Raw genomic sequence first — 21,876 nt, 5'->3', positions numbered from 1 at the left:
TGTGCTGGTCAAAAAAAAGAAATGGGTTGTTATCACTATCATCATGATCGCTTTTCTTGCCGTGGCTTATAACAACTTTAGCCAAAAAGAGACATCTACGGTGATGACAGAACAAATCATCACCGGAACGTTAGGTGATGTTATTACTACGGTAAATGCTGCCGGTGTTGTACAACCAACCCGTCAGGTCAATGTTGGTAGCCAAATCTCAGGCCAGTTAACCAAGTTATATGTTGAAGTCGGGGATATCGTTGAAGCAGGTAAGCGGGTCGCTAGCATTGATGATACTTTTTATCGTACTAAAGTTGAGGCAAGCCGAGCGCGACTAGAAAAATTGCGAGCCATGTTGCAGGAGGAACAATACACTTATCAGCTTCTGGTCATCACGGAAAAGCGCCAAAGAGAGCTTAACCTGCACTCCGCAACCAGCCAGCAACTACTGGATGAGGCTGCTTTTGGCGTCAAAAAAAGCCAAGCAAGAATTGAAAGCCTCAAAGCAGACATCAGGCAAAATGAACATATTTTGCATAGTGAAGAAGTCAGCCTCAGTTATACCCAAATCTATTCGCCGATTGCCGGCGTAGTGACTGCAATTCATGTTGACCCCGGGCAAACGCTAAATGTCAATCAACAGACACCGGTTCTCATGCAAATTGCCGACCTCAAAAATATGACTGTTTATGCAAAAGTTTCCGAAGCAGATATTAACCAAATCGTGACGGGGCAAAAAGCTTCCTTCAAGATCTATAGTACAAATCAGCATATATGGCACGGTAATGTTAAGAAGATTATGTATAAGCCCGATCTCATTAATAACGCTGTTTATTATACCGTGCTATTTGATGTACCTAATGATAATTTCCTGCTTAAACCCAGTATGAGTGCGGATGTCACTATTGTGACCCACGAAAGCACCGGCGTAGTGACCATACCCAGTGATATACTGAATAATAAGCGGCATCAACCTTTGAACGATAATCTAACTACCTATTTTTTACGTGAGATGAAAGATGGAAACATCGTAGTAAGAAAATTATTGATCGGTCATAACAATGGAAGACGTTCAGTCGTTGTCAGCGGATTGCAAAATAACGAGCAGATCGTTGTACTTTCCAAACAAGATAATCTTGGGAAGAGCCAAAATGATAACACTAAATAATATCTGCAAAACCTACGGTAATGAGAGTAAACAACATCTTGTCCTGAAAGATATTTGCTTAACCATAGACCAGAATGATTATGTTGCTATTCTTGGTCGCTCCGGTTCAGGGAAAAGTACCTTATTGAATATAATAGGGCTTTTGGATATCGCCAGTGCGGGAGAATATCTTATTAACGATCTCACGGTAACTCAGCAAAAGATTCACTCATTGGCGCTTTTACGGCGAAAATATTTTGGCTTTGTTTTTCAAAATTATAACCTGCTGGAAAACTACCGCATTGATGAAAATATCTTGATGCCCATGTACTACCTAAAAAGAAACTTCAATTATGACAGAGAACATTTCCGTTACTTAATCGATCGTCTCCAGCTTGACAATTTATTAGATAAATACCCGCGCCATCTATCAGGGGGAGAACAGCAACGCGTTGCTGTCGCTCGCGCTTTGATCAACAATCCAAAGTTTATTATTGCTGATGAACCTACCGGCGCGTTAGATACCACTAATGCGACCAACCTCATGCAACTTTTTACTGAATTACATCACAATGGATGCGGCATCATTCTAGTAACACATGACCAAGTTGTTGCCAAATATGCCAAACGCCGGCTATATCTGGACAGTGGTTCTTTGGTGGCTCAATGAGCATGAGTAAAATAACCTTAAAATTCAATGCTTATTTAACCGTTATCCTGTTCAACCTCAAAATGGCGGTACGCTCTCTTACCGCTCATAAAACACGAGTCTTCTTGACTCTATTATGCATTGCCATCGGGGTAGCTTCGATTGTGATCATGCAAGCAATTGGTACAGAAACTAAGCATCATATTGTTAAGATGGTTTCTTCAATGGGAAGTAATATCATTTCAGTAAAATACAAGGGACAAAAAAACGGCGCTTTCGATTCCCATAATAATTATCTGACGCAAGAGGATATAACGTCACTTTCAGGTAATCCGCATATCAGCCACAGCACTCTATTTTATACTGCGCCAGGAACAATAGTTTCGCCACAAGGTTCTGCTGATGCTCAATTGATTGGCGCTAATGCAGATATCGCGATTATCCGTAATCTGGTGATTGATCGCGGACGTTTTTACACACCACAAGACGATGCTGCCTTGGCAAATGTCGTGGTTTTGGGAGCATCTCTGGCCGAACGACTCTTTCCACAAAAAGAAACCGCATTTGAGCAGAGCATCAAGATCAACGACATCTCAATGCAAGTTATCGGTATCCTGACACAGAAAGGCGAAGGCATGGATGCAGGCGTCGATGATGCCGCATTTTTGCCAGGCAACAGCTATTTGGTACGGCTGTTCGGCCATACACCTCCTGGCGGTATGATGTTGAAAGCCAAAGATGCCTCTCATATTGAGCCGGTTAAATATGCTGTTGAACAACGGTTGTCACGGTTTAAACATCAACAAAGCTATGAGGTACGTAATACCACCGAGTTGTTGAAAACGTTGCATGAGACCCAGTCAAAAATTAATCTTTTCCTACTGTCAATATCATCAGTGACCCTCTTTGTTGCGGGCGTCAGTGTTATGAATACGATTTTAATCAGTGTTAAAGAACGTAGAAGAGAGATTGGTATACGGCTTGCTGTAGGGGCAAGTTATTCCGATATTTTTTACCAGTTTCTTACCGAAGCATTTTTAATTTCATTATTGGGAACATTATTAGGATTATTATGCTCATTTATCGGTTTCAGAATTTTATTACTATTTGATATTGCGGTTGGTTTCTCTTTCTACTCCTTTTTACTCGCATCCCTAGCAGCCTGCTTTATCACCGTAGTGTTTGGTGTATATCCATCACATCGCGCCGCCGCATCAGCGCCAATCGAAGGTATCAGAGAATTGTAACTTGTTTTGTTTCATAAAACTTTTTGGAGACACAATGAAAAATCAGCTTATCTATGAAATTTTACATCGAGAAATCAGAGCGCTTCACCCGGAAGCAGAAATAATACCGGAGGATGAAAATCTTTTTGATATCGGTTTCGATTCGATAAAAATGCTGATGCTGGTTGATCAGCTAAAATGTGCGGGGTATCCAGTCAACTTTGCAGATTTAGCGCGATGGCCGACAATTAACGATTGGGTCAAACTGCTCGCAAGAGATGAATAGCGCTTTCATTATTTCATGATGAATGGTGGATGATCCACGCAGACAGATCCGCAATTACCTGCTCCGGTATCTGACCTGGCTGCAAATAATCCTCTCCACCATCACATCCTGTTGTAGGCAATAAAATATGATTCAATCCAGAGTAGAGTTTGAACTCAGCCTGCCTATTATTTTGCAGTGCCGTTTTCCACATCGTGAAATCAACATTATGCAAAATCTGGAAATCCTGATCTCCCTGGGCAAAAAATAACGGCATTGCAGGCAAGCTGTTTAAGCAGTCAAATGCATGATAATTCTCAATCTGTTTGAGATAACTATCTGGCACTGACAAAAAGCGCTCAAGAGATACTGTATCTTGCTCTTTCCCACAGGGTAATTGGGATAAAATCACCCGGAGTAAATTACGGAAAGGCGCCGCCAACATCGCAATACCCGCAACATTTAAACCCGATTTTTGCTGTAAGTTCTTTGCAATTAATGGGCTGACATATCCGCCGAAACTGTGCCCAACCAGAAATACTGGCACATCGTGAAATTCAATATGTCCCATCAAACCGGCCAGAATATTACAAGCATCGTCAACAATTTCCGTATTGAGATCGACAACCTCAGGGTTCATATTTCTCTGCCGGATACGGTAATAACGTTTGTCAAAACGTACACTCGCAATTCCATATTGACTTAATTCATGTGCCAACATACGAAACAGTGGATTAGGCCCAACATCATAATCCATCGAATGCGGACCAGAACCCGCAAGCAATAATACAAGTGCTTTGGCATCATTATAGGGTGATGGCAAACATACCAAACCATCCGGGACATCTCTAAGACCAAACGTCTTTAACGTTTTTTCGATAAAAATACCCTGTTTTGCATACGCATCAGGTATTGGGCATCGAGATAACGAGAGAGAATTAATTTGCCGATCTTTAATCCCAATATAAAGATTAAACTTTCCATTAAGAGTATTTAGCCGCAGATGACAAGCACCTTGCTGCTGATAAATAATATCGATATCTGAGTTACACAAACTGTCTGCCAATACAGTTAAAGCCAAATCATCAGCCGCCATACGCAATGATTCATTCATTAATTCCCTGGCTGCTTCCCATTGCTCATTAAGCAATGTGGTTATTAATATCTGTATTTCACCTTCCAATGTGACAATTAAATTCTTAATAAGCATGTAATTACTCAACTTATTGCGGCCACAACCGTGATGTATGTACTGATGTATGTACCAAAGTTAAAATCCAGATAGTTCTGATAAACCAGTCGATAACGCCTGAGTGTCCAAATCACGTTCACTTACGAGCCTTAACCTGTTCTCTCCGAGCCGCAAAAATCGCTTTTACGTCGCTATGTTCAACACCATTACTCTCTTTTACAGATTGGCGTGCGATATCAACCTTTCCCTGAAGGAAAGCACGATATTTATGACGCTGGACATATTCACGCATCAGTTCACGGACAACTTGAGAAGCTGGGCGGTATTCTGCTGCCGTAGCAGCCATAAAGTGATCACGCAGATCTGATTCAAGTTTCATAGTAAAAACAGCTTGTTTACCCATAGTCCCTCCTCGTTTGATATAAAAAAATATATACCATTTCATTATTGACATCCACTCCTACCGACTTAGCCAGGAGTGGATATCCAATGGATTATGCTATTTCTCTCCGCCGTTGAACGGTAACAATATGGTCCGCCTTAGCGAGAAGATCCGCATTTTGTGAAACAACAATCCACAGACCGGGCCAGCACTCAGGTAAGGTAGACCATAAACGACGGGCCGTATCCGTATCTAATGATGAATCGCAGTTATCAACAATATAAACGTCAGCGGGACGACATAACATCCGGGCCAATGCCAAACGTTGACGCTGGCCGCCAGATAATTGACCGGCACTGCCAGAGTTAATAACGGTATCGAGTCCTTCTGGCAATTCATATGAGCCGGGTGTCAAACCTACCGCCTCCAGCGCCCGTACCATGACATCATCATCGATATCCTTATCACCCAACGCGAGGTTTTGCCTTACGGTTCCACCAAAAAACCCCGCTTTCTGTCTGGCATATCCGATACGTGGATTCCGCCACCAGTTTTCATTGCCCAGAACCTCTCTGTTATTCCAAAGTACACTGCCGGAACTGGATTTTTCCAGACCAATAAGGTAACGCAAAAAGGTGGTTTTACCCGAACCAATATCACCGACAATGCCAATAACCTGATTAGCCGTTGCCTCAAACGAAACAGGGGGCTGAGTTTTCGAATAAGCTAGATGATTAACACTTAGCTTATGCAGGATTTCATCTCGCCCATATTCTTTGCTCTCTTTTTTATCTACTTTATTTGCCAGAAACTGTCTGATTCGGCCATAACACACATCTGCATTTTTGTAATAGGCAACCGACCGACCAAAGAAGAGTATCTGTTCACTGATCCAACCGATATAGGTCAAAAATAGTGCCAGATTCCCTACAGTAAAACTGCCATCAACGATCCGTTTACTCACTATCAATAAAACAGCCGACGTTCCAAGTATGACAATATTTTTGAACAGCCCAGAAAGAAGGTCAGTAAATACCTGATGTTTAGCTTGAATCGCCCGTCGATTGACAAATTTCTGCGACAACCGCTCAACCTGCCCCTCCATTTTGTTGCCAAGGCGCAGATCGCGTATACCCGTTAAGACATCAGTAATCTTACCGGCAATGTCCCCTTGCGATTGACGTTTACTCTTCTGTAAATTCCCTACCTTGCGTTTAAGTATCGCCCCGACCCAAAGACCCACAACCATAGGCATAAGAGCAAGTGTGGTTATTATGTCAGTGTTGATAAGCACAACTAATGCGATAATTAAAAGTAATGCGCGGTAAATAAAATCAGAGGTCCAACTTAGAAACTCCGCAATTTCATCACTATCATCACGAATACGGTTCAGAATATCGCCTTGAGAAAAAGTCTGTCTCTGATTACGGGAACAATGGCTTACTCCCCATAAAACCCGCTCTTTCAGGTAAGCACTGACTTTAAAGATTAACGTAAAATCAAAGGTTAACCCCAGGAACAAAAACAGTGATCGCAAGACCATTGTGGCAATTGCAGAGGCAAGCAACCACCAGACAACAGGGTTAGTTGGCTCATTCATCGCTCTATCGAGTAATTTACTGATTAAGTAACCAATCAATAGAGGAAAACCATGCATCAGTGTCCACACGAACATGGTAATGAAATAGAGCGGAGCAAACTTTTTTATCAGCTCAATCAAGGCTGGTAACATTTTAAGCTTAGTTGATACGTTGGATATAGTCATACCATGAGTCCATGATTGCTCGTTAACGTTGCAATTTCGGCTTCGGGGACTCGCTGTTGAATCCGCCCATCATCGATAATGATAATTTCATCAACGACCGAAAGTGTGTGAAGGCGATGTGCGACCATCACGACAGTGCAATTGTGACTTAACTTTTCAAGCAATTTCAGCCAACTCTCTTCCGTTCGGGGATCAAGTTGAGAAGTTCCTTCATCAATAATAACCAACGAGCAATGCTGTAACATCACCCTGGCACCCGCTATCATTTGAATTTCTCCTGCTGATAGCATCAGACCATGAGTACCAACCTGTGTATCAAGGCCATCTGGCAGTGCCTTCACCCATTCAAGCGCATCTAATTCTTGAAGAACCTCCCAAATTTGATCATCAGATATTTCATTACTGAAAAGCGTTAAATTTTCCCGCAATGTTGTGGAAAACAGATGAGAACGTTGACTAAGAACAGCAATCTTTTTCGCAAACTCTTCCGGCTTAATCGTTGAGACATCGACATTGCCAATGGTCACTCTTCCTGAATCGGGTCGCGCAAATCCACACATCAAATTAAGAATGGTACTTTTTCCCGCCCCCGTTCTACCAATAATGCCAATTTTACTCCCCGGAGCGACGTAAAAATTAACGCCGTGCAAAACCTGCGTTTCTTCTCCGTTATAACTGAAATCAACATTATCGAAATGGATAGCGAGAGGACCATCAGGCAATAAATTATCCGATGATTTATCAGGGGCGCCTTCATTTAACATTTTTGCCGAAAGTGACAAAGCAGCAAATAATTTCTGTATCAGCTCTATTTCCGATGACATATCCTCCACCGGCTCCCGAAGTTTATCAACGTAGAGATAAACCATCGTTAATGTACCGATACTTAAGCTGTTCTCACCAAGTAATTGAAGCCCAAAACCAAAACCTATACCGAAACAGAGTGCAAAGAAGATCTGGGTAATTGGCCAAAAAGCCCGGCCGCCAATATAAGCACTGCGTTCAAATTTGAGCAATATTGACAACATCTTACGAAATGCAATGGCAGGCCAATGCGCCTGCGACAATGGCTGTAAATCATCCATTGCATGTAATGAATCACCGACAAAACCAAAGATTCGAGCTTTTTCATTTCGCGCAATTAGCCAACGACGAACAGAAAGTCTGGTTAACTGAATTAACACATACGCCACGAGTATGACGACGATTGCTATGGCAATACCAGCCTGAGGCATGACGCTGAATATAATGACCAATGTCCCTAGTGTCAGCGCTAAATTAGCAATGGCCTTAAAGCCTGCTTTAGAAATCGTTTTTCCTATAATATCAGCATTACCTTCGATATTTTCCAGCAATTCTCCCTGTGATCGCCGTTCTATTTCCAATACAGGTAAAACTGTCATCACATGGTGAAAGAGCTTATATCTAATGGTATCAGCAATACCCCAACCAGCTTTGGTGCTCATGTAACTGGTTACCAGACTACCGATAACACCAATCGACGCAATAAAAACATAAATGATTGCCAACATGATAAGTTGATCAACAGTCGTTCCTGATGTCGCCTTATCAACATAATTCCTGATAATATAAGGACCGCTTAGATCGCACGATAATGTAACGGTTAAGGCCAAAAACGCACATACAACTGTCCCCTTAAATGGTACGGCACTCTGTAGCAGTATCCGCCATACAGTTAAATTCTTTGACATGACACTTTTCATCTTTAGGTTATGGCACCTCATTCAAATTAGAGATGTTATTTGCAATATCAGTGTATGCAGCCAACATCAAAGTTATTAATAACAGATAGATCACAACAGCAAGATCTAGTTCACATTTAGTAAAATGCAATTATCGCAAAATACTCGCATTTATCACGATCTGATTGAAATGTTTATAAACGCTATCACAAGAAAATAGCCGAAAAATAAAATTGATATCTTATTCTACAATGTCAATACCTTTATTAGGTCATTTAACAACCTAATCGTCAGATACATTCTCAATATAAATAAACTAACTTATTCCAAACGATAAAAGGGCCTTTCGGCCCAAGTAATCGTTTGCGCAATTAGTCCAAAATAACACCGATACGACGCGCTACCTCTTCATACGCTTCAATCAGACCACCAAGACTTTGGCGGAAGCGATCTTTATCCATTTTGTTCAACGTCTCTTTGTCCCACAAACGGCTACCATCAGGAGAGAATTCATCCCCTAGAACTACCTGCCCTTTGAACAAACCAAATTCCAGTTTGAAATCAACCAAAATTAAACCCGCATCATCAAACAATTTGCTCAATACTTTATTGGCCTTGTAGCTCAATTCTTTCATTTCAGCCAGATGTTCTTTGCTAACCCAACCAAAAGTTTCACAATAAGATTCATTCACCATTGGATCGTGCTTAGCATCATTTTTCAGAAACAGATCGAACAGAGGTGGATTCAATACCAGACCTTCCTCAATACCAAGGCGTCTGACCAATGAACCCGCAGCCCGATTACGCACAACACATTCAACCGGCACCATATCCAGCTTTTTAACTAATACCTCAGTGTCCGATAACAGTCGTTCCATTTGCGTCGGAATCCCTGCTTCTGCCAATTTGCTCATAATGAAATGGTTAAATTTATTATTCACCATCCCCTTACGATCAAACTGTTCAATACGCTCGCCATCCAATGCTGATGTATCATTACGGAACTCCAACACTAACAAATCAGGATCATCCGTGGTGTACACCGTTTTTGCCTTTCCACGATACAACTCAGCTTTTTTTTGCATCTTATATACTCCAGAGATATTACTACTATGATATTACTACTACACAAATACCAAAGATAAATAATAAAACAGATTGCTGACAAAATCCTGCCCAAAGGGCCGATTTTTTCTATATCGAAAAGAAATGATGTGGAGAGGATATTCTTCACACTGCGCTAGTTTGTTTTTTTATCCGAGATGTTAGAAATCAAAACTGGCTTAAAAAAACAACGCCCTATCAATAAGCTGGCCTGCATACGCAGGCCTCTTTTCAGTGGATCCCATGCAAAGCATTTTCTGTCTGGAGAGAAAGGGGCGAAAATTGACCCGCTCTCAGTTCTGTCAGCGCATAGAGGAGACGTCCCATCCTGCCATTACCATCAGTGAAACCGTGAAAACCGACGACAGCAGCAAAGAGCTGTTTCCCAATCTGGGGATCTTCCTTATCCAATGTCTCTAAATGATGTGCCAGCATTGCCGCGCCGCCTATACTGGAAGGAAGGCTCCCACCGCTAATGGCTGGACCACGATAATCACGCTCTATGTTTGGAACCAGTCTATGATGAAGCTCCTTAAGGACTTGGCTATCAGTGAGATCTTTTCCATTATGGGTATACTCCTTGAGTAGCGCGGTGAAGTTACTCCATTCGTTCCCCTTTGAACTGGATGCCTTAAGTATCCAGGCGGCAGCGCGGTCAACATTATCAGTTAGCTTATTTGGGTTATAAGACTCTTCAGAAAGAATTTCAGCATAAATGCCCTGATTAAGATCTTGGCCTCCTATTACTTCTTGATGATGTTGAGCTGCCAGCAAGTTCTTCTCTTCCATCATCAAAACTGGCTCAAGACTGGCAACAGCATTAGCAGCCGAAGGTTGCTTACGCAATTGTTCAAGACTGACAAACTCCTGCTCAGGGGCAACCAATTTGTTGGTCAATTGAGCTGTTGCCTGATGTCCCATCAAATCCTGTAATTTTTTACCGGTTTCTGTATTTTGTAGCAACTCTGACATAGTACGCTGTAGCAAAAGCGTATGTTCAGCCAACATGCCTTCTGTCATTTTATGTGTATCTACTGTTCTTAATTTTTCTAGTACTTGTTCTGGTGTCCGTAAGCTGCCATCCTTAAACAACATACGAGCATGGCTAACCGAATCTGTGCTCTGTAGACGCTGCTGTTGCGCTCCTTCGGTAGAAAAGAGGGTTTTAGTCACCTCTTTAGCCACTGAGGCACTACTGCCATGCAAGAAAAATTTACTTACCCCTTCAAAGAAACGGGCAAGTTGATTGCTTTTTGGATGCGTACGCAAAACCTGTTGCAGATCTGCATTAATATGGTATTCATGGCCGGCAATTTGCAATTTACCTTCGTTACGAACCTGCTCTTGTATTTGTGATGAGGCATGTTGTAATGCGGTAAGATTCTTAAATTCGATCATAAATCATTCTCCTGTCATAAGACGACGGCAAGGTATTTTTCTGTGATAGTGACGATGGAAATGTATTTGCCCAAGTAATAAATTCAGACAATTCATGTTCCAACTTATTGGCCGTTAGATGTAGCAAGGGTAATATTCTATACGCAACGACCCCAAGCTCTTGATGCCAACCAACACTAGGTAACTGATTATTTAATGGATTAAGTGCTATATTGAGCAAATAACGAAGAGTGTCAGCATCGGCTGAATCTGGAAGTACCATATCTATCTGGCCAATAATGACTAAATAGTCTTCCTGACGACGCAAAATAACAGGCATAGCGTTATCGATGAGTAAGAAGCAATTTCCCTCTTCATCAAAAGAGAGTCCATCCATACCCAATTTGGCTGCCAGTTCGGTCATTAATATATTAGTGAGAGAATCATTCATAGTGGGAAAGAAAATCCAATGATTTTGATGGTTGGATTTTAAGCTTTCAGTAATATGCTGGCTGTCAGATCTAGTCTATCTTTTGTATATTGGTAACCAATATTAGGCTGTTGTATACCCGTTATCTTTCAAGTTGCCTCTTTGTTGGCTGCACTCACTCACCCCGGTCACATCGTTATCTATGCTCCCAGGGATTCGCTCCCTTGCCGTCGCGATCCATCTTGAAATCCATTGGGTATAGATAAATGCAAAATTGACAATCGAATCAAAGCGCTCACCAAACGGCCAGCGCTTTGTCAATAATCTGAGGGGCTTTTCACCCCTTTATTAAACCTATAATCCTGAGGTCTGGCTGAAAGCAGCCTTCAACGCTGCAACCAATTCATCATTTTGTGATTGGGTCAACGGCTTACCTTTATCACTAATAAACTGTAAGCTGCTCCGGTTATTCAAATCACCAACCTGTAATTTGTAATCACCTTCACTAATGGATGGTTCATTCACACCCATTGATTTCCAACTAGATGAACTGAGGCTTTTATAAGTTACAGTAATAGAGCCCGTTGAACGGCTGCGGCTACCCACTTTCATACCGACTTTTTCCAGTGCTGCCGGTAATCTATCCCAAACAATATTATATGGTGCCCGAACAATCATCTGAGGTAATCCAGATGTATCACCACCACTCTGTACGTCCAATGAACCTAGATTACGCGCCACAGAGTCATCGCTAATACGTTCACGCTGCTGGTTTACACCTTCAATTAATTCATTGAGCATCAGTGCGTTATAACGTTGGATTTCAAGAGGATCTGTTATCTGATGATCGCCTTGTCTCAACCCTTCATTAGTCACGGATAATTCAATCTGATAGCTCTGGCGTGCAACACTAATACGATGACGAGTCTGATATGGAACATTTTCATCTGCTCGCGGCCAATCGATCCAATCGGTTGTCAATGTCTGGCTAGCATCATCACGTTGGCTAACTTGGAAACCTTTTTTCAATAGCACATTGTTAATCTGTGACCACAGATGACTATTCTCAGGAGTGCTTTCAAGTAGCAACTTACTGCTCTTTACACTGTTTTCAGTACGGGAACCACTCAATAGGGCTAGTGCCTGAGATGGCGGGCGAATATCAAGCGCTTTCCCAACCTGCCCTTTAGAGGCTATTGCTGGAATATCATATTCACCATTCTGCAATGGCAATACCATACCCGCAGGAACTTTCAACGCCTTCCGGGGAGGTGTTTCAAGATATGTCTCATCATCATTGACTTGGCGTTTATAGCTCTGGTCGCTGGAACAAGCTGCCAATAACATGACAAGTGACATACCAGCAACCTTCATCACCTTCGATTTTTGCAACAATATTGCCATTAAAATTCCCTAAATTTTACAATAATCCGGCCATTTTCAAGGCTTTTTCAACTGAGACTTTTCCTGCATCCGTCAATGGCGTCATCGGCAGACGCACGGTGTCATCAGCAATCAAACCCAATTTATGACATCCCCATTTAACTGGAATCGGGTTAGGTTCAACAAATAGCTGACGGTGTAATTCCATCAGACGGTTATTTAACTTACGCGCCTCTGCAAACTGGCCGTTTAATGCCAATTCACAAAACTTAGCAACATCAGGCGCTGCAATGTTTGCAGTAACCGAAATAACCCCTTTGCCACCAAGCTGAATAAAATCCAACCCACTTGTATCATCACCACTCAATAAAATGAAACTATCATCATTAACCAATTCTTGGATTTGACTAACGCGATTTAAGTTCCCTGTAGCTTCTTTAATTGCGACAATATTTTTAATCTTCGCCAAACGCGCTACAGTTGATGGCAGCAGATCACACCCGGTACGAGAAGGCACATTATACAAAATTTGTGGTAAATCCGTATTTTCAGCAATCGTTTTGAAATGCTGATATAAACCTTCCTGCGACGGCTTATTATAATAAGGCGTTACCGTTAGGCAACCAACAACGCCACTGTTTTCAAAACGTTTCGTTAGGGATATTGCCTCAGCAGTCGCATTTGCACCTGTTCCGGCAATAACCGGAATACGCCCATCAGCCAATTCTACGGTTGTCAAAACAACATCACCGTGTTCATCATGACTTAATGTGGCAGATTCTCCGGTTGTCCCTACCGAGACTATCGCTGATGTCCCACTAGCAACATGGTAATCGATTAACTTTTTCAAACTGGCCTTATCAACCTGACCACTCGCATCCATTGGTGTTACCAGCGCAACAATGCTACCTGTAAATTCAAATCTCCCGCTAGACATTACATAACCCCCTATACAAACAAGAGTTCCATGGTACTTTTTAGTCATTCAGAAGGAAACTATTTAACACAGGATTTCAATGAATTTTGTTAATACCAGATAACCTCTGTTAAAAAGAAGTGATAACCAAAGTAATTTATTGAAATTCAATGATAGAGCATGGGAATACAATAGAACAACTTTGATGCAATTGACCTTGGCAGCATAGCCTTTTTATGTTTACCTTAACGAAACCACAGCAGAGAAGGAAAAGTGACTTTGCCACAATCAGAACAACATTTTCTCGTTATAACCGCTTTAGGTGCTGACCGTTCTGGTATCGTCAACACCATTACTCGTCTTGTGAGTGAGTGTGGTTGTAATATTGAAGACAGCCGATTAGCCATGTTTGGCGAGGAATTCACCTTCATTATGCTACTTTCCGGTAGTTGGAATGCTATCACAATGATTGAATCCTCACTGCCACAGAAAGGGGCCGAGCTCGATCTTCTTATCGTAATGAAACGCACAAAGTGCGATACCCACACAACATTTCCTTCCACGGTTTCCGTTAAAGTTGATGTTGATGATTCACCCGGTATTGTTGAGCAGTTTACCAATCTGTTTACTACACAGGATTTTAATATTGCTGAACTGGTATCAAAAACACATCCACCAGAAGGCGATACCCCTGCTCGGTTGCAGATCCAGATTACCGCCCACAGTCTGGAGGATGACGGCATAATTATTAAGCAGGCGTTTAATAAGCTATGTACAGATCTAAATGCACAAGGCAGTATTAGTATTCTTGAACCACTTTAGTTGAAAGATTAAACGGAGAATACGGGATGAACCCATTGAAAGCCGGTGATAAGGCCCCTCAGCTCAGCCTTCCTGACCAAGATGGAGAAACAATCAATTTATCTGATTTCGAAGGCCAGCGTGTTTTAGTCTATTTTTACCCTAAAGCAATGACTCCTGGTTGTACTGTACAAGCCTGTGGTCTGCGCGATGAAATGGATACATTAAAGGAATCAGGTGTTGAAGTGCTAGGCATTAGCACAGATAACCCAAGTAAATTGTCACGCTTTGTGGAGAAAGAAATGCTGAACTTCACATTGTTGTCCGACGAGGATCACCAAGTTGCTGAACAGTTTGGTGTCTGGGGCAAGAAACAATTTATGGGAAAAACCTACGATGGTATCCACCGTATCAGTTTCCTGATTGATACCAACGGTAATATTGAGCACGTTTTTGATAAATTTAAGACCAGTGATCACCACCAAATCGTGGTGGATTATCTGAAACTGCACCCTTAAATAGAAAATGACTCAAAATTTAATCACGCTCATTTAACAGCTCAAGATGCCAGGGGCAAGTACGGGAGGGATATCACCAACCCGTGCTTCCTCTAATAACGGGTACCCGCATCATTAAAAATAAATTTACTCTTTCATTTCATCGTCTTCTATTATAACTATATCTTCCGGCCAGGCTTGGATCACCGCTTTAATCAGCGTCGCCAGCGGAATAGCAAAAAATATGCCCCAAAATCCCCACAAACCACCAAAAGTAATCACAGAAAGAATGATTACCAACGGGTGCAAGTTTACGGCTTCAGAGAATAAAATCGGCACCAGCAAGTTACCATCCAGCCCCTGAACAACCAAATAGGCAATAATCAAAGTCCAGAAATCTGTTCCGACTCCCCATTGAAATAGCGCAACCAGTACAACAGGAATCGTGACAATCAACGCACCCACATAAGGAATTAACACTGACAGACCAACCAAAACAGAAAGCAGCAATGAATAATCCAATCCAAGAAATGCAAACACCGCGTAGGTACAAATACCGACGATCACCATCTCGGTGACTTTACCCCGAATATAGTTAGTGATTTGCTGGTTCATCTCGCGCCATACCTGCCCGGCCAAAATGCGGTTACGTGGCAGGACCCGTTGCAATGCTTGCAACATCTGGTTTTTATCTTTTAGCAAGAAAAAGGCCATCAGTGGCACAAGAATCAGATAGATAGCCAGCGTTAACAAACCAATCAGTGAAGCCACCGAAAATTTCACTACAGACTCTCCGGCAGTTGAAATCTTACTGCGCAAATTTTCGGCCATCATATCAATGATGCCAGCATCAACCAAAGCCGGATAACGGGCTGGTAATGTCTGGGCATATTCATTAAACCGATTAATCATATTGGGTATATCTGACAACAGATTAATTCCCTGCTGCCATACAGTTGGCGCCACAATCAAGATGACCAACAAACTAATACTGGAAAAAATAATCAGCACAATACAAACAGCCACTGTGCGCGAACATCCCAGTCTTTCAAGTTTAGCCGTTGGCCATTCCAACAAATAGGCAAGAACAATCGCCACCAGCAAAGGTGTCAAAATGCCATGTAAGAAATAAATAATGCAAAACCCTGCCAACAAGATGACAAATAACGCAATAACTTGCGGATCAGTAAACCGACGGCGATACCACTGTATAATCATATCCAGCATTGACCAGGCTCCTTGATAGCAATATTCATATTTCTATTTTTCTTAAAAATTGATTAATTTTAAGGTACCCTTGTTTATCATACACGCATTATCTAAAACGATGGTCAAATGAGAGCATTTTTGTTTTATGAAAATAATGTCTAATCAATCTCTGACAGCAATATTAATCAGTACATTGTTGCTAACAAGCTCCCCTGTTCTCAGCGCCTCCATTGAAGATTCATTGCCGGATATCGGTACCACGGCAGGTTCAATCCTGAGCATCAATCAGGAACTGGCAATGGGCGATTTCTACGTTCGCCAGATGCGTGACAATGCTCCGCTGATTTATGACCCATTATTGACACAATACATTAATGCCCTTGGACAAAGGTTAGTGGCTCATGCAGACTCAGTTAAAACGCCTTTCCATTTCTATCTGATTGATAACCCGAATATCAATGCTTATGCTTTCTTTGGCGGTAATGTAGTACTCCATGCTGCACTTTTTCGTTATAGCCGTAATGAAAGCGAGCTTGCCTCCGTAATGGCTCACGAAATTTCCCACGTTACTCAACGCCACCTGGCACGAATGATGGAAGATCAGCAACGTACAGCACCGCTAGCCTGGGCAGGTACGTTGGGTTCTATTCTTTTGCTAATGGCTAGCCCACAAGCAGGGATGGCAGCCCTCAGCGGCACTATTGCCGGTATACAACAAGGCATGATCAGTTTTACTCAATCCAATGAACAAGAAGCTGATCGTATTGGCATGCAGACATTACGCAAAGCTGGCTTTGATCCTCAAGGTATGCCAGATTTTATGCAAATCATGGTAGATCAAACCCGTTACAGTTCTAAGCCACCAGAAATGTTACTCACTCACCCGTTACCTGACAGCCGCCTTGCTGATGCACGTAACCGCGCTAATCAATACCCGGCCCAGAACATTCCACAATCTCAAGATTTTCTGTTCGCCAGAGTTCGTGTTATGGGCATGTACACCACCGAGCAACGCGGCTATCTTGAGCAAATTTTAGAAAATTATCGAAGAGGCACAGCTAAAGAGCAACTTGCCGCCGCTTATGGCCGGGCAATCTTGCTTTCTCAAGATAAAAAATACACTGAGGCACGGGCTATTCTGGAACCACTGTTAGCAAAACAACCGGATAATGTCTGGTTCATTGACACAATAACTGATATCGACATTGAACAGAACCGAATTGCTCAGGCTATCACCCGGTTACAGAACGCTTTGCAGAAACAAAAGGACAATTTGGTATTGCAAATCAATCTCGCTAATGCACTTATTCACGCAAAACAATATCAACAGGCTTTAAAACTGCTTCATCGCTATACCTTCAATAATCCAGATGATCCCAACGGTTGGCACCTGATAGCCGAAGCTGCCGCCAAACAAGGAAAACGCCATGAAGAATTATCAGCACATGCTGAAGAAATGGCACTTCGCGGTCAGTTTGACAATGCCATCAAATACCTCAGTAGTGCCAGCGCACTCGTAAAATTAGGCAGCTACGATCAAGCACGTTATGATGCTCGTATCGATCAATTACGCCAGCTACAACAGCGTTACAGTCAATACAAACGTTAAGGAATTCTCATGCAACAGGTGACGATTTATCATAATCCCCGCTGCTCCAAAAGCCGTGAAACTTTGGCTCTTATTGAAGAACGGGGAATTAAACCACAGATTATTCTCTATCTGGAGGCTCCTCTCGCTGTAGAGCAATTATCTATTCTGCTAGAACAGCTTGGTTTTCATGATGCACGCCAATTGATGAGAACGAAAGAAGAGCTATACAAAGAGTTGAATCTGGCTGATGAAAAACTCAGTCAGCATGATTTACTAAAAGCGATGATTGCCAATCCTAAACTGATTGAACGCCCGATCGTAGTTTGCGGTGATAAAGCTAGGCTTGGGCGCCCACCGGAAAAAGTAAAAGAACTTCTTGATTGATAAGAATATACCCAATGGATTTCAAGATGGATCGCGACGGCAAGGGAGCGAATCCCCGGGAGCATAGATAACGATGTGACCGGGGTGAGTGAGTGCAGCCAACAAAGAGGCAACTTGAAAGATAACGGGTATAGATGTGATGATGGTGACACCACCATCATCTTCAAAGGTACAAAATATCCTTCACAAATGGAATCGTCAGCTTGCGCTGGGCCACTATCGAAGCGTGATCTAACTGATTCAATGCCATAAACAAAGTCCGCATTTCTCTGTCTAATCTTTTCAGTAAAAAGCGCCCTACATCTTCTGGCAATTCAAAGCCGCGTAACTTCGCTCGCAATTGCAAGGCTTGTAATTTCTCATCATCAGAAAGCGGTTGTAATTTATAAATTTGCCCCCAATCCAGACGAGAAGCCAAATCAGGTAACTTAAGATTAATCTGGCGAGGTGGGCGATCGCCGCTAATAAGCAAACATGTGCGACCGATCTCTAGAATACGATTATAAAGATTGAAGATTGCCATTTCCCACTCTTCATCACCAGCAATACTCTCAATATTATCAATACAAACCAGTGATAAGTGTTCCATGCCATCAAGCACTTCAGGGATAAAATAAGCACGTTTATCCAGCGGAACATAACCCACAGCTTCATCTTTCAGGGACAATTCAGCACAGGCGGCATGCAACAAATGACTTCGGCCCCCACTGTCACGGGACCAAAAATAAATATAGCTGCCATGCGGCTGATTAATGGCCAATTTGATTGCAGCTAACAAGGTGGCATTTTCCCCCGGAAAGAAACTGGCAAAAGTTTCATCATCGGGAAGATACAAAGGTAACGAAAGCTGCGATGGCGTGTTCAGAAGCACCTCAAACAGAGCTGGTAATAAACGCCAACAAGTTTATCACAGAAAATAGTTGTAAATGAACTGTATAGGTAAATAATAAAAAAACTATTTTTAGGATTCAATAGGTTAAACCCTTTTCAGGCTCATACGCGCATAATATTTCGTCATAACACAGAATGGACCGCAAATTCCTATAAAATATTCCGCATGTAAGAACAGGAAAAATTTAAGTTTTCAGTCCTATGTTATTTAAGAATTATGTTATTCAAGAGCTATATTATTCAAGAAAAAGCCATCAGATAGTGAGTTTTATTCATTCTTAGCAGAGATCAATGTAATAGCTCTTTACTGATAACAAAAAGGCGATGGTAGTGATAATCCTTATCATGACCCCAGCAATAATTAGCCCAGGTTACATAAAAGTCATCCCATGAGGTAATCAAGTTCAGTGGACGCTCTTCTTTGGTGCCATCAGAAACATACACATGATAGCCATTAATACTGATAGCCCAAGCAATCATACGCTCCCAAAACCTATGTCTATCTAGCGTTTGCTCACTGTCAGACACAATAATGGAGTATCTTTCAAGGAAAAACCTAAAAAACTCTTGCGGCAAGCCTCTCACTGCTCCGTCATGTTGAGGAAGAACTGTACGCCACACAAGTATCTGTGTGCATGCTCTCTTCGATGGAACAATATGCTCCATAAATTCGAGCTTTACCGCATAAACCGTCTCCGGCATATCTACATCAGTCACCAATCTATATTGATTGCCAGAAACAGATGTCAGTAAACGGTAACCATATGGAGTAACCAATCCAGGCAACGAAAAGTCTTTCACCCCGCGTTCAATGAAAGCCTGAGTGTGTTCTACATTTTTCTCTGTCATGTTAAGTTTGATATCGAAATCTGCTTCTGGGATTAATACTGGCATTTTTTCTTTCACTTTATAATCATTCATCATTTCCTCCAGCGGTTGTCGGAGCACTTCTGACAAAAAACCGAAACCTTTAATTCCATAACTAAAATTTTCACACTAATACCCTATGGATTTCAAGATGCATCGCGGCGGCAAGGGAGCGAATCCCCGGGAGCATAGATAACTATGTGACCGGGGTGAGTGAGTGCAGCCAACAAAGAGGCAACTTGAAAGATGACGGGTATATACAATACAAACGAAGATCACATCCCATCCCTATTCCTTAAACTATTCTTGATTAATATGCGAACAAAATCGCAACATATTTAACATAAGTTGCTAGTCTTAATAAAAAGTGAAAGTTCTCAGCAACCACTTATCCCATAAGAAACGATATAACAAACTGGAGATTGAACAATGAAAAAAATCCTATTGTGTTGTGCGGCCGGTATGTCCACCAGCATGCTGGTACAACGCATGCAGGCAGAAGTGATAAAACGGGCATTGGACATTGAGATCAAGGCTGTTCCCACGGTTGAATTAGAACACATGATAGCCGACGCTGACGTTGTTTTACTCGGCCCACAGGTGAGGTATCAATTAGCCCATTTTTCCGCTATCGCCAAACCACTTGGTAAACCAATAGACGTTATTGACATGATGGATTATGGCACTCTTCGTGGTGATAAGGTTCTCGATAAGGCATTAAGCCTGTTGGAATAAGCAATTTCATCATCACGCGGAGTACCCTCATGAGTCTCTATACCTCTTTTATGCGTGTTTTAGAAAACCACATTATCCCATTTGCCGGGCGAATCGGTAACCAGCGGCATATTACAGCAATGCGTGACGGCTTTATCTCAGCCATGCCATTTTTGATCATCGGCAGCATAATGTTAATTGTGGCAAACCCACCCTTCGATTTACAGACTGCATCCTCATTCGGCCAAGCTTGGTTGTCCTTTGCCAAAACTCACTGGGACACCATCACAATGCCTTACTTTATGACGATGGGATTAATGAGTGTCTTTGTTTCGGTCGGTACCGCCTACAGTTTAGCTAAATCCTACGGTCTGGACGGGTTAACTTCGGCTTTACTGTCACTAATGGCGTTTTTGCTAGCAGCAGCACCACAAATAGAAAACAAAATAGCACTCGATTTCCTTGGTGGCACAGGTGTATTTACCGCATTAATTTGCGCTATCTGGTCAGTTGAATTAACGCGTTTACTAAAAAAATATAACATCACCATTCGAATGCCAACACAAGTGCCACCAGCAATCGCCCGTTCTTTTGAACTTCTGTACCCAGTTATAGGTATCTTGCTGACAGTTTATCCCGTCAGCTTGCTATTACAGAGTGAATTCAATCTACTTATTCCCGCAGCCATAATGCAGATGTTCCACCCACTCATTTCTGTCGGTGATACTCTGCCTGCCATTATATTGGCACTACTCATTTCTAACCTACTGTGGTTTGCCGGTATTCATGGCGCTAATATTGTCACTGGCTTGATGGCCCCTATTTTTATGGCAAATATTGCTGCCAATGCAACATTAATGGCTCAAGGTACTGCTACAACACACATTTTTACTGACCCTTACTGGTCGTTTTATATCTGTATTGGTGGCTCTGGTTCTACACTGGTTCTGGCGATTCTTTATCTGCGCAGCCGTTCTATACATTTGCGTACTATCGGAAAACTGAGCGTGGTTCCGTCCATATTCAATATTAACGAACCACTACTGTTTGGCTCACCGATTGTGATGAATCCAACCTTATTCATTCCATTACTGGTTGTGCCATTGGTCAATGCAGTATTGTCCTACAGCGTCCTGCATCTTGACCTGGTGCATAAAATGGTCGCCATTTCGCCCTGGACTACACCGGCGCCATTCGGCGCAATGATTTCCGCCGCCTGGGATTATCGTGCGGCAGTGCTAGTGATCATACTCACGATAATCGACCTCTTTATCTGGTATCCCTTCTTCAAAATTTATGAAAAACAGTTGGTCAACGAAGAAGATAAACAGCGAGAAAACACAGCATCCACTGGTGTAGAAACTCAATCCCAACCCTAATTTTCGGAGGCTT

The 21,876-nt window shown here is 42.2% G+C and carries 23 protein-coding genes; 10 read left to right on the top strand and 13 right to left on the bottom strand.

The window, feature by feature from the left end; all coding sequences use genetic code 11:
* Position 1: 1 nt before the first annotated feature.
* Genes ACGF49_RS08470 through ACGF49_RS08455 form a run of 4 tightly spaced genes read left to right on the top strand, consistent with a single transcriptional unit; the run spans position 2 to position 3,299 of the window.
* Positions 2 to 1,159 (top strand): efflux RND transporter periplasmic adaptor subunit, encoded by a 1,158-nt coding sequence (locus ACGF49_RS08470; RefSeq protein WP_113041123.1) that lies wholly within the window; start codon positions 2 to 4, stop codon positions 1,157 to 1,159.
* Entirely contained in the window at positions 1,143 to 1,808 is a 666-nt protein-coding gene (locus ACGF49_RS08465) for an ABC transporter ATP-binding protein (protein ID WP_113041044.1), read from the top strand. Before ACGF49_RS08470 ends, ACGF49_RS08465 begins: the two co-directional genes overlap by 17 nt.
* Positions 1,809 to 1,810: 2 nt before the next feature.
* Complete coding sequence (locus tag ACGF49_RS08460; RefSeq protein WP_113041124.1) at positions 1,811 to 3,034, top strand: ABC transporter permease; 1,224 nt, start codon at positions 1,811 to 1,813, stop codon at positions 3,032 to 3,034.
* Between the two features lie 34 nt (positions 3,035 to 3,068).
* On the top strand, positions 3,069 to 3,299 hold the full coding sequence (locus ACGF49_RS08455; RefSeq protein WP_113041045.1) for a phosphopantetheine-binding protein: 231 nt from the start codon (positions 3,069 to 3,071) through the stop codon (positions 3,297 to 3,299).
* 13 nt (positions 3,300 to 3,312) lie between these two features.
* Here ACGF49_RS08455 and ACGF49_RS08450 read toward each other — a convergent pair whose 3' ends face one another.
* The 10 genes from ACGF49_RS08450 to dapA form a co-directional block, all read right to left on the bottom strand.
* Entirely contained in the window at positions 3,313 to 4,488 is a 1,176-nt protein-coding gene (locus ACGF49_RS08450) for an alpha/beta hydrolase (protein WP_113041046.1), read from the bottom strand.
* A gap of 118 nt (positions 4,489 to 4,606) precedes the next feature.
* Entirely contained in the window at positions 4,607 to 4,873 is a 267-nt protein-coding gene (locus ACGF49_RS08445) for an antitoxin of toxin-antitoxin stability system (protein WP_387490543.1), read from the bottom strand.
* Between the two features lie 91 nt (positions 4,874 to 4,964).
* Positions 4,965 to 6,617 (bottom strand): ATP-binding cassette domain-containing protein, encoded by a 1,653-nt coding sequence (locus ACGF49_RS08440; protein WP_387490540.1) that lies wholly within the window; start codon positions 6,615 to 6,617, stop codon positions 4,965 to 4,967.
* Positions 6,614 to 8,329: an ABC transporter ATP-binding protein gene (locus ACGF49_RS08435; protein ID WP_387490537.1), complete on the bottom strand. Its 1,716-nt coding sequence runs from the start codon at positions 8,327 to 8,329 to the stop codon at positions 6,614 to 6,616. The genes ACGF49_RS08440 and ACGF49_RS08435 overlap by 4 nt, the downstream gene beginning before the upstream one ends.
* A 362-nt stretch (positions 8,330 to 8,691) precedes the next feature.
* The gene (purC, locus tag ACGF49_RS08430) at positions 8,692 to 9,405 is read right to left on the bottom strand and encodes a phosphoribosylaminoimidazolesuccinocarboxamide synthase (protein WP_113041049.1); all 714 of its coding nucleotides are present in this window, start codon (positions 9,403 to 9,405) and stop codon (positions 8,692 to 8,694) included.
* Between the two features lie 250 nt (positions 9,406 to 9,655).
* Positions 9,656 to 10,822 (bottom strand): VopS family T3SS effector adenosine monophosphate-protein transferase, encoded by a 1,167-nt coding sequence (locus tag ACGF49_RS08425; RefSeq protein ID WP_387490535.1) that lies wholly within the window; start codon positions 10,820 to 10,822, stop codon positions 9,656 to 9,658.
* On the bottom strand, positions 10,809 to 11,252 hold the full coding sequence (locus ACGF49_RS08420; RefSeq protein WP_387490532.1) for a type III secretion system chaperone: 444 nt from the start codon (positions 11,250 to 11,252) through the stop codon (positions 10,809 to 10,811). The genes ACGF49_RS08425 and ACGF49_RS08420 overlap by 14 nt, the downstream gene beginning before the upstream one ends.
* A 102-nt stretch (positions 11,253 to 11,354) precedes the next feature.
* Positions 11,355 to 11,552 (bottom strand): hypothetical protein, encoded by a 198-nt coding sequence (locus ACGF49_RS08415; RefSeq protein ID WP_387490530.1) that lies wholly within the window; start codon positions 11,550 to 11,552, stop codon positions 11,355 to 11,357.
* A 33-nt stretch (positions 11,553 to 11,585) separates the two neighbouring features.
* Entirely contained in the window at positions 11,586 to 12,635 is a 1,050-nt protein-coding gene (bamC, locus tag ACGF49_RS08410) for an outer membrane protein assembly factor BamC (RefSeq protein WP_113041052.1), read from the bottom strand.
* Positions 12,636 to 12,651: 16 nt separating this feature from the next.
* Positions 12,652 to 13,551, bottom strand: a complete 900-nt coding sequence (gene dapA / locus ACGF49_RS08405) for a 4-hydroxy-tetrahydrodipicolinate synthase (protein ID WP_113041053.1) — start codon at positions 13,549 to 13,551, stop codon at positions 12,652 to 12,654.
* Between the two features lie 258 nt (positions 13,552 to 13,809).
* On the opposite strand from dapA, the gene ACGF49_RS08400 reads away from it, so the two are divergent.
* Together ACGF49_RS08400 and bcp are read left to right on the top strand one after the other, a co-directional pair.
* On the top strand, positions 13,810 to 14,352 hold the full coding sequence (locus ACGF49_RS08400) for a glycine cleavage system transcriptional repressor (RefSeq protein WP_113041054.1): 543 nt from the start codon (positions 13,810 to 13,812) through the stop codon (positions 14,350 to 14,352).
* A gap of 26 nt (positions 14,353 to 14,378) precedes the next feature.
* Complete coding sequence (bcp, locus tag ACGF49_RS08395) at positions 14,379 to 14,849, top strand: thioredoxin-dependent thiol peroxidase (protein WP_387490525.1); 471 nt, start codon at positions 14,379 to 14,381, stop codon at positions 14,847 to 14,849.
* Between the two features lie 126 nt (positions 14,850 to 14,975).
* On the opposite strand, the gene ACGF49_RS08390 is transcribed toward bcp, so the two are convergent.
* A complete protein-coding gene (locus ACGF49_RS08390; RefSeq protein ID WP_113041056.1) occupies positions 14,976 to 16,055 on the bottom strand; it encodes an AI-2E family transporter in 1,080 nt (359 codons plus the stop codon).
* 127 nt (positions 16,056 to 16,182) lie between these two features.
* On the opposite strand from ACGF49_RS08390, the gene ACGF49_RS08385 reads away from it, so the two are divergent.
* Together ACGF49_RS08385 and arsC are read left to right on the top strand one after the other, a co-directional pair.
* Positions 16,183 to 17,646 carry a M48 family metallopeptidase gene (locus ACGF49_RS08385; RefSeq protein WP_113041057.1) on the top strand — a complete coding sequence of 488 codons (1,464 nt, stop codon included), beginning with the start codon at positions 16,183 to 16,185 and terminating at the stop codon, positions 17,644 to 17,646.
* Positions 17,647 to 17,655: 9 nt separating this feature from the next.
* Entirely contained in the window at positions 17,656 to 18,012 is a 357-nt protein-coding gene (gene arsC / locus ACGF49_RS08380; protein WP_113041058.1) for an arsenate reductase (glutaredoxin), read from the top strand.
* A gap of 163 nt (positions 18,013 to 18,175) precedes the next feature.
* Here the strand turns inward: arsC and hda are convergent, their stop codons facing one another.
* Both hda and ACGF49_RS08370 read right to left on the bottom strand, forming a co-directional pair.
* Complete coding sequence (gene hda, locus ACGF49_RS08375; protein WP_113025619.1) at positions 18,176 to 18,883, bottom strand: DnaA inactivator Hda; 708 nt, start codon at positions 18,881 to 18,883, stop codon at positions 18,176 to 18,178.
* A gap of 308 nt (positions 18,884 to 19,191) precedes the next feature.
* Positions 19,192 to 19,824, bottom strand: coding sequence for a hypothetical protein (locus tag ACGF49_RS08370; protein ID WP_387490520.1), 633 nt, complete (start codon positions 19,822 to 19,824; stop codon positions 19,192 to 19,194).
* Positions 19,825 to 20,199: 375 nt separating this feature from the next.
* Here ACGF49_RS08370 and ACGF49_RS08365 point away from each other — a divergent pair, with 375 nt between their 5' ends.
* Both ACGF49_RS08365 and ACGF49_RS08360 read left to right on the top strand, forming a co-directional pair.
* Positions 20,200 to 20,505: a PTS sugar transporter subunit IIB gene (locus tag ACGF49_RS08365; RefSeq protein WP_112877714.1), complete on the top strand. Its 306-nt coding sequence runs from the start codon at positions 20,200 to 20,202 to the stop codon at positions 20,503 to 20,505.
* 29 nt (positions 20,506 to 20,534) lie between these two features.
* The gene (locus ACGF49_RS08360) at positions 20,535 to 21,863 is read left to right on the top strand and encodes a PTS sugar transporter subunit IIC (protein ID WP_387490518.1); all 1,329 of its coding nucleotides are present in this window, start codon (positions 20,535 to 20,537) and stop codon (positions 21,861 to 21,863) included.
* The last annotated feature ends 13 nt before the right edge of the window (positions 21,864 to 21,876 follow it).

The sequence above is a fragment of the Photorhabdus sp. RM96S genome (genome assembly GCF_042879335.1).
GTDB classification, from domain to species: Bacteria; Pseudomonadota; Gammaproteobacteria; order Enterobacterales; family Enterobacteriaceae; genus Photorhabdus; species Photorhabdus kayaii.
The sequence above is the reverse complement of the archived record's forward strand: the minus strand, read 5'-3'. Positions and strand labels throughout refer to the sequence as shown.

Coding starts and splice junctions, on each gene's coding strand:
- ACGF49_RS08465 (WP_113041044.1), top strand. CDS start 1,143: ATGATAACACTAAATAATATCTGCAAAACCTACGGTAATGAGAGTAAA.
- ACGF49_RS08460 (WP_113041124.1), top strand. CDS start 1,811: ATGAGTAAAATAACCTTAAAATTCAATGCTTATTTAACCGTTATCCTG.
- ACGF49_RS08455 (WP_113041045.1), top strand. CDS start 3,069: ATGAAAAATCAGCTTATCTATGAAATTTTACATCGAGAAATCAGAGCG.
- ACGF49_RS08450 (WP_113041046.1), bottom strand. CDS start 4,488: ATGCTTATTAAGAATTTAATTGTCACATTGGAAGGTGAAATACAGATA.
- ACGF49_RS08445 (WP_387490543.1), bottom strand. CDS start 4,873: ATGGGTAAACAAGCTGTTTTTACTATGAAACTTGAATCAGATCTGCGT.
- ACGF49_RS08440 (WP_387490540.1), bottom strand. CDS start 6,617: ATGACTATATCCAACGTATCAACTAAGCTTAAAATGTTACCAGCCTTG.
- ACGF49_RS08435 (WP_387490537.1), bottom strand. CDS start 8,329: ATGTCAAAGAATTTAACTGTATGGCGGATACTGCTACAGAGTGCCGTA.
- purC (WP_113041049.1), bottom strand. CDS start 9,405: ATGCAAAAAAAAGCTGAGTTGTATCGTGGAAAGGCAAAAACGGTGTAC.
- ACGF49_RS08425 (WP_387490535.1), bottom strand. CDS start 10,822: ATGATCGAATTTAAGAATCTTACCGCATTACAACATGCCTCATCACAA.
- ACGF49_RS08420 (WP_387490532.1), bottom strand. CDS start 11,252: ATGAATGATTCTCTCACTAATATATTAATGACCGAACTGGCAGCCAAA.
- bamC (WP_113041052.1), bottom strand. CDS start 12,635: ATGGCAATATTGTTGCAAAAATCGAAGGTGATGAAGGTTGCTGGTATG.
- dapA (WP_113041053.1), bottom strand. CDS start 13,551: ATGTCTAGCGGGAGATTTGAATTTACAGGTAGCATTGTTGCGCTGGTA.
- bcp (WP_387490525.1), top strand. CDS start 14,379: ATGAACCCATTGAAAGCCGGTGATAAGGCCCCTCAGCTCAGCCTTCCT.
- ACGF49_RS08390 (WP_113041056.1), bottom strand. CDS start 16,055: ATGCTGGATATGATTATACAGTGGTATCGCCGTCGGTTTACTGATCCG.
- ACGF49_RS08385 (WP_113041057.1), top strand. CDS start 16,183: ATGAAAATAATGTCTAATCAATCTCTGACAGCAATATTAATCAGTACA.
- arsC (WP_113041058.1), top strand. CDS start 17,656: ATGCAACAGGTGACGATTTATCATAATCCCCGCTGCTCCAAAAGCCGT.
- ACGF49_RS08370 (WP_387490520.1), bottom strand. CDS start 19,824: ATGAATGATTATAAAGTGAAAGAAAAAATGCCAGTATTAATCCCAGAA.
- ACGF49_RS08365 (WP_112877714.1), top strand. CDS start 20,200: ATGAAAAAAATCCTATTGTGTTGTGCGGCCGGTATGTCCACCAGCATG.
- ACGF49_RS08360 (WP_387490518.1), top strand. CDS start 20,535: ATGAGTCTCTATACCTCTTTTATGCGTGTTTTAGAAAACCACATTATC.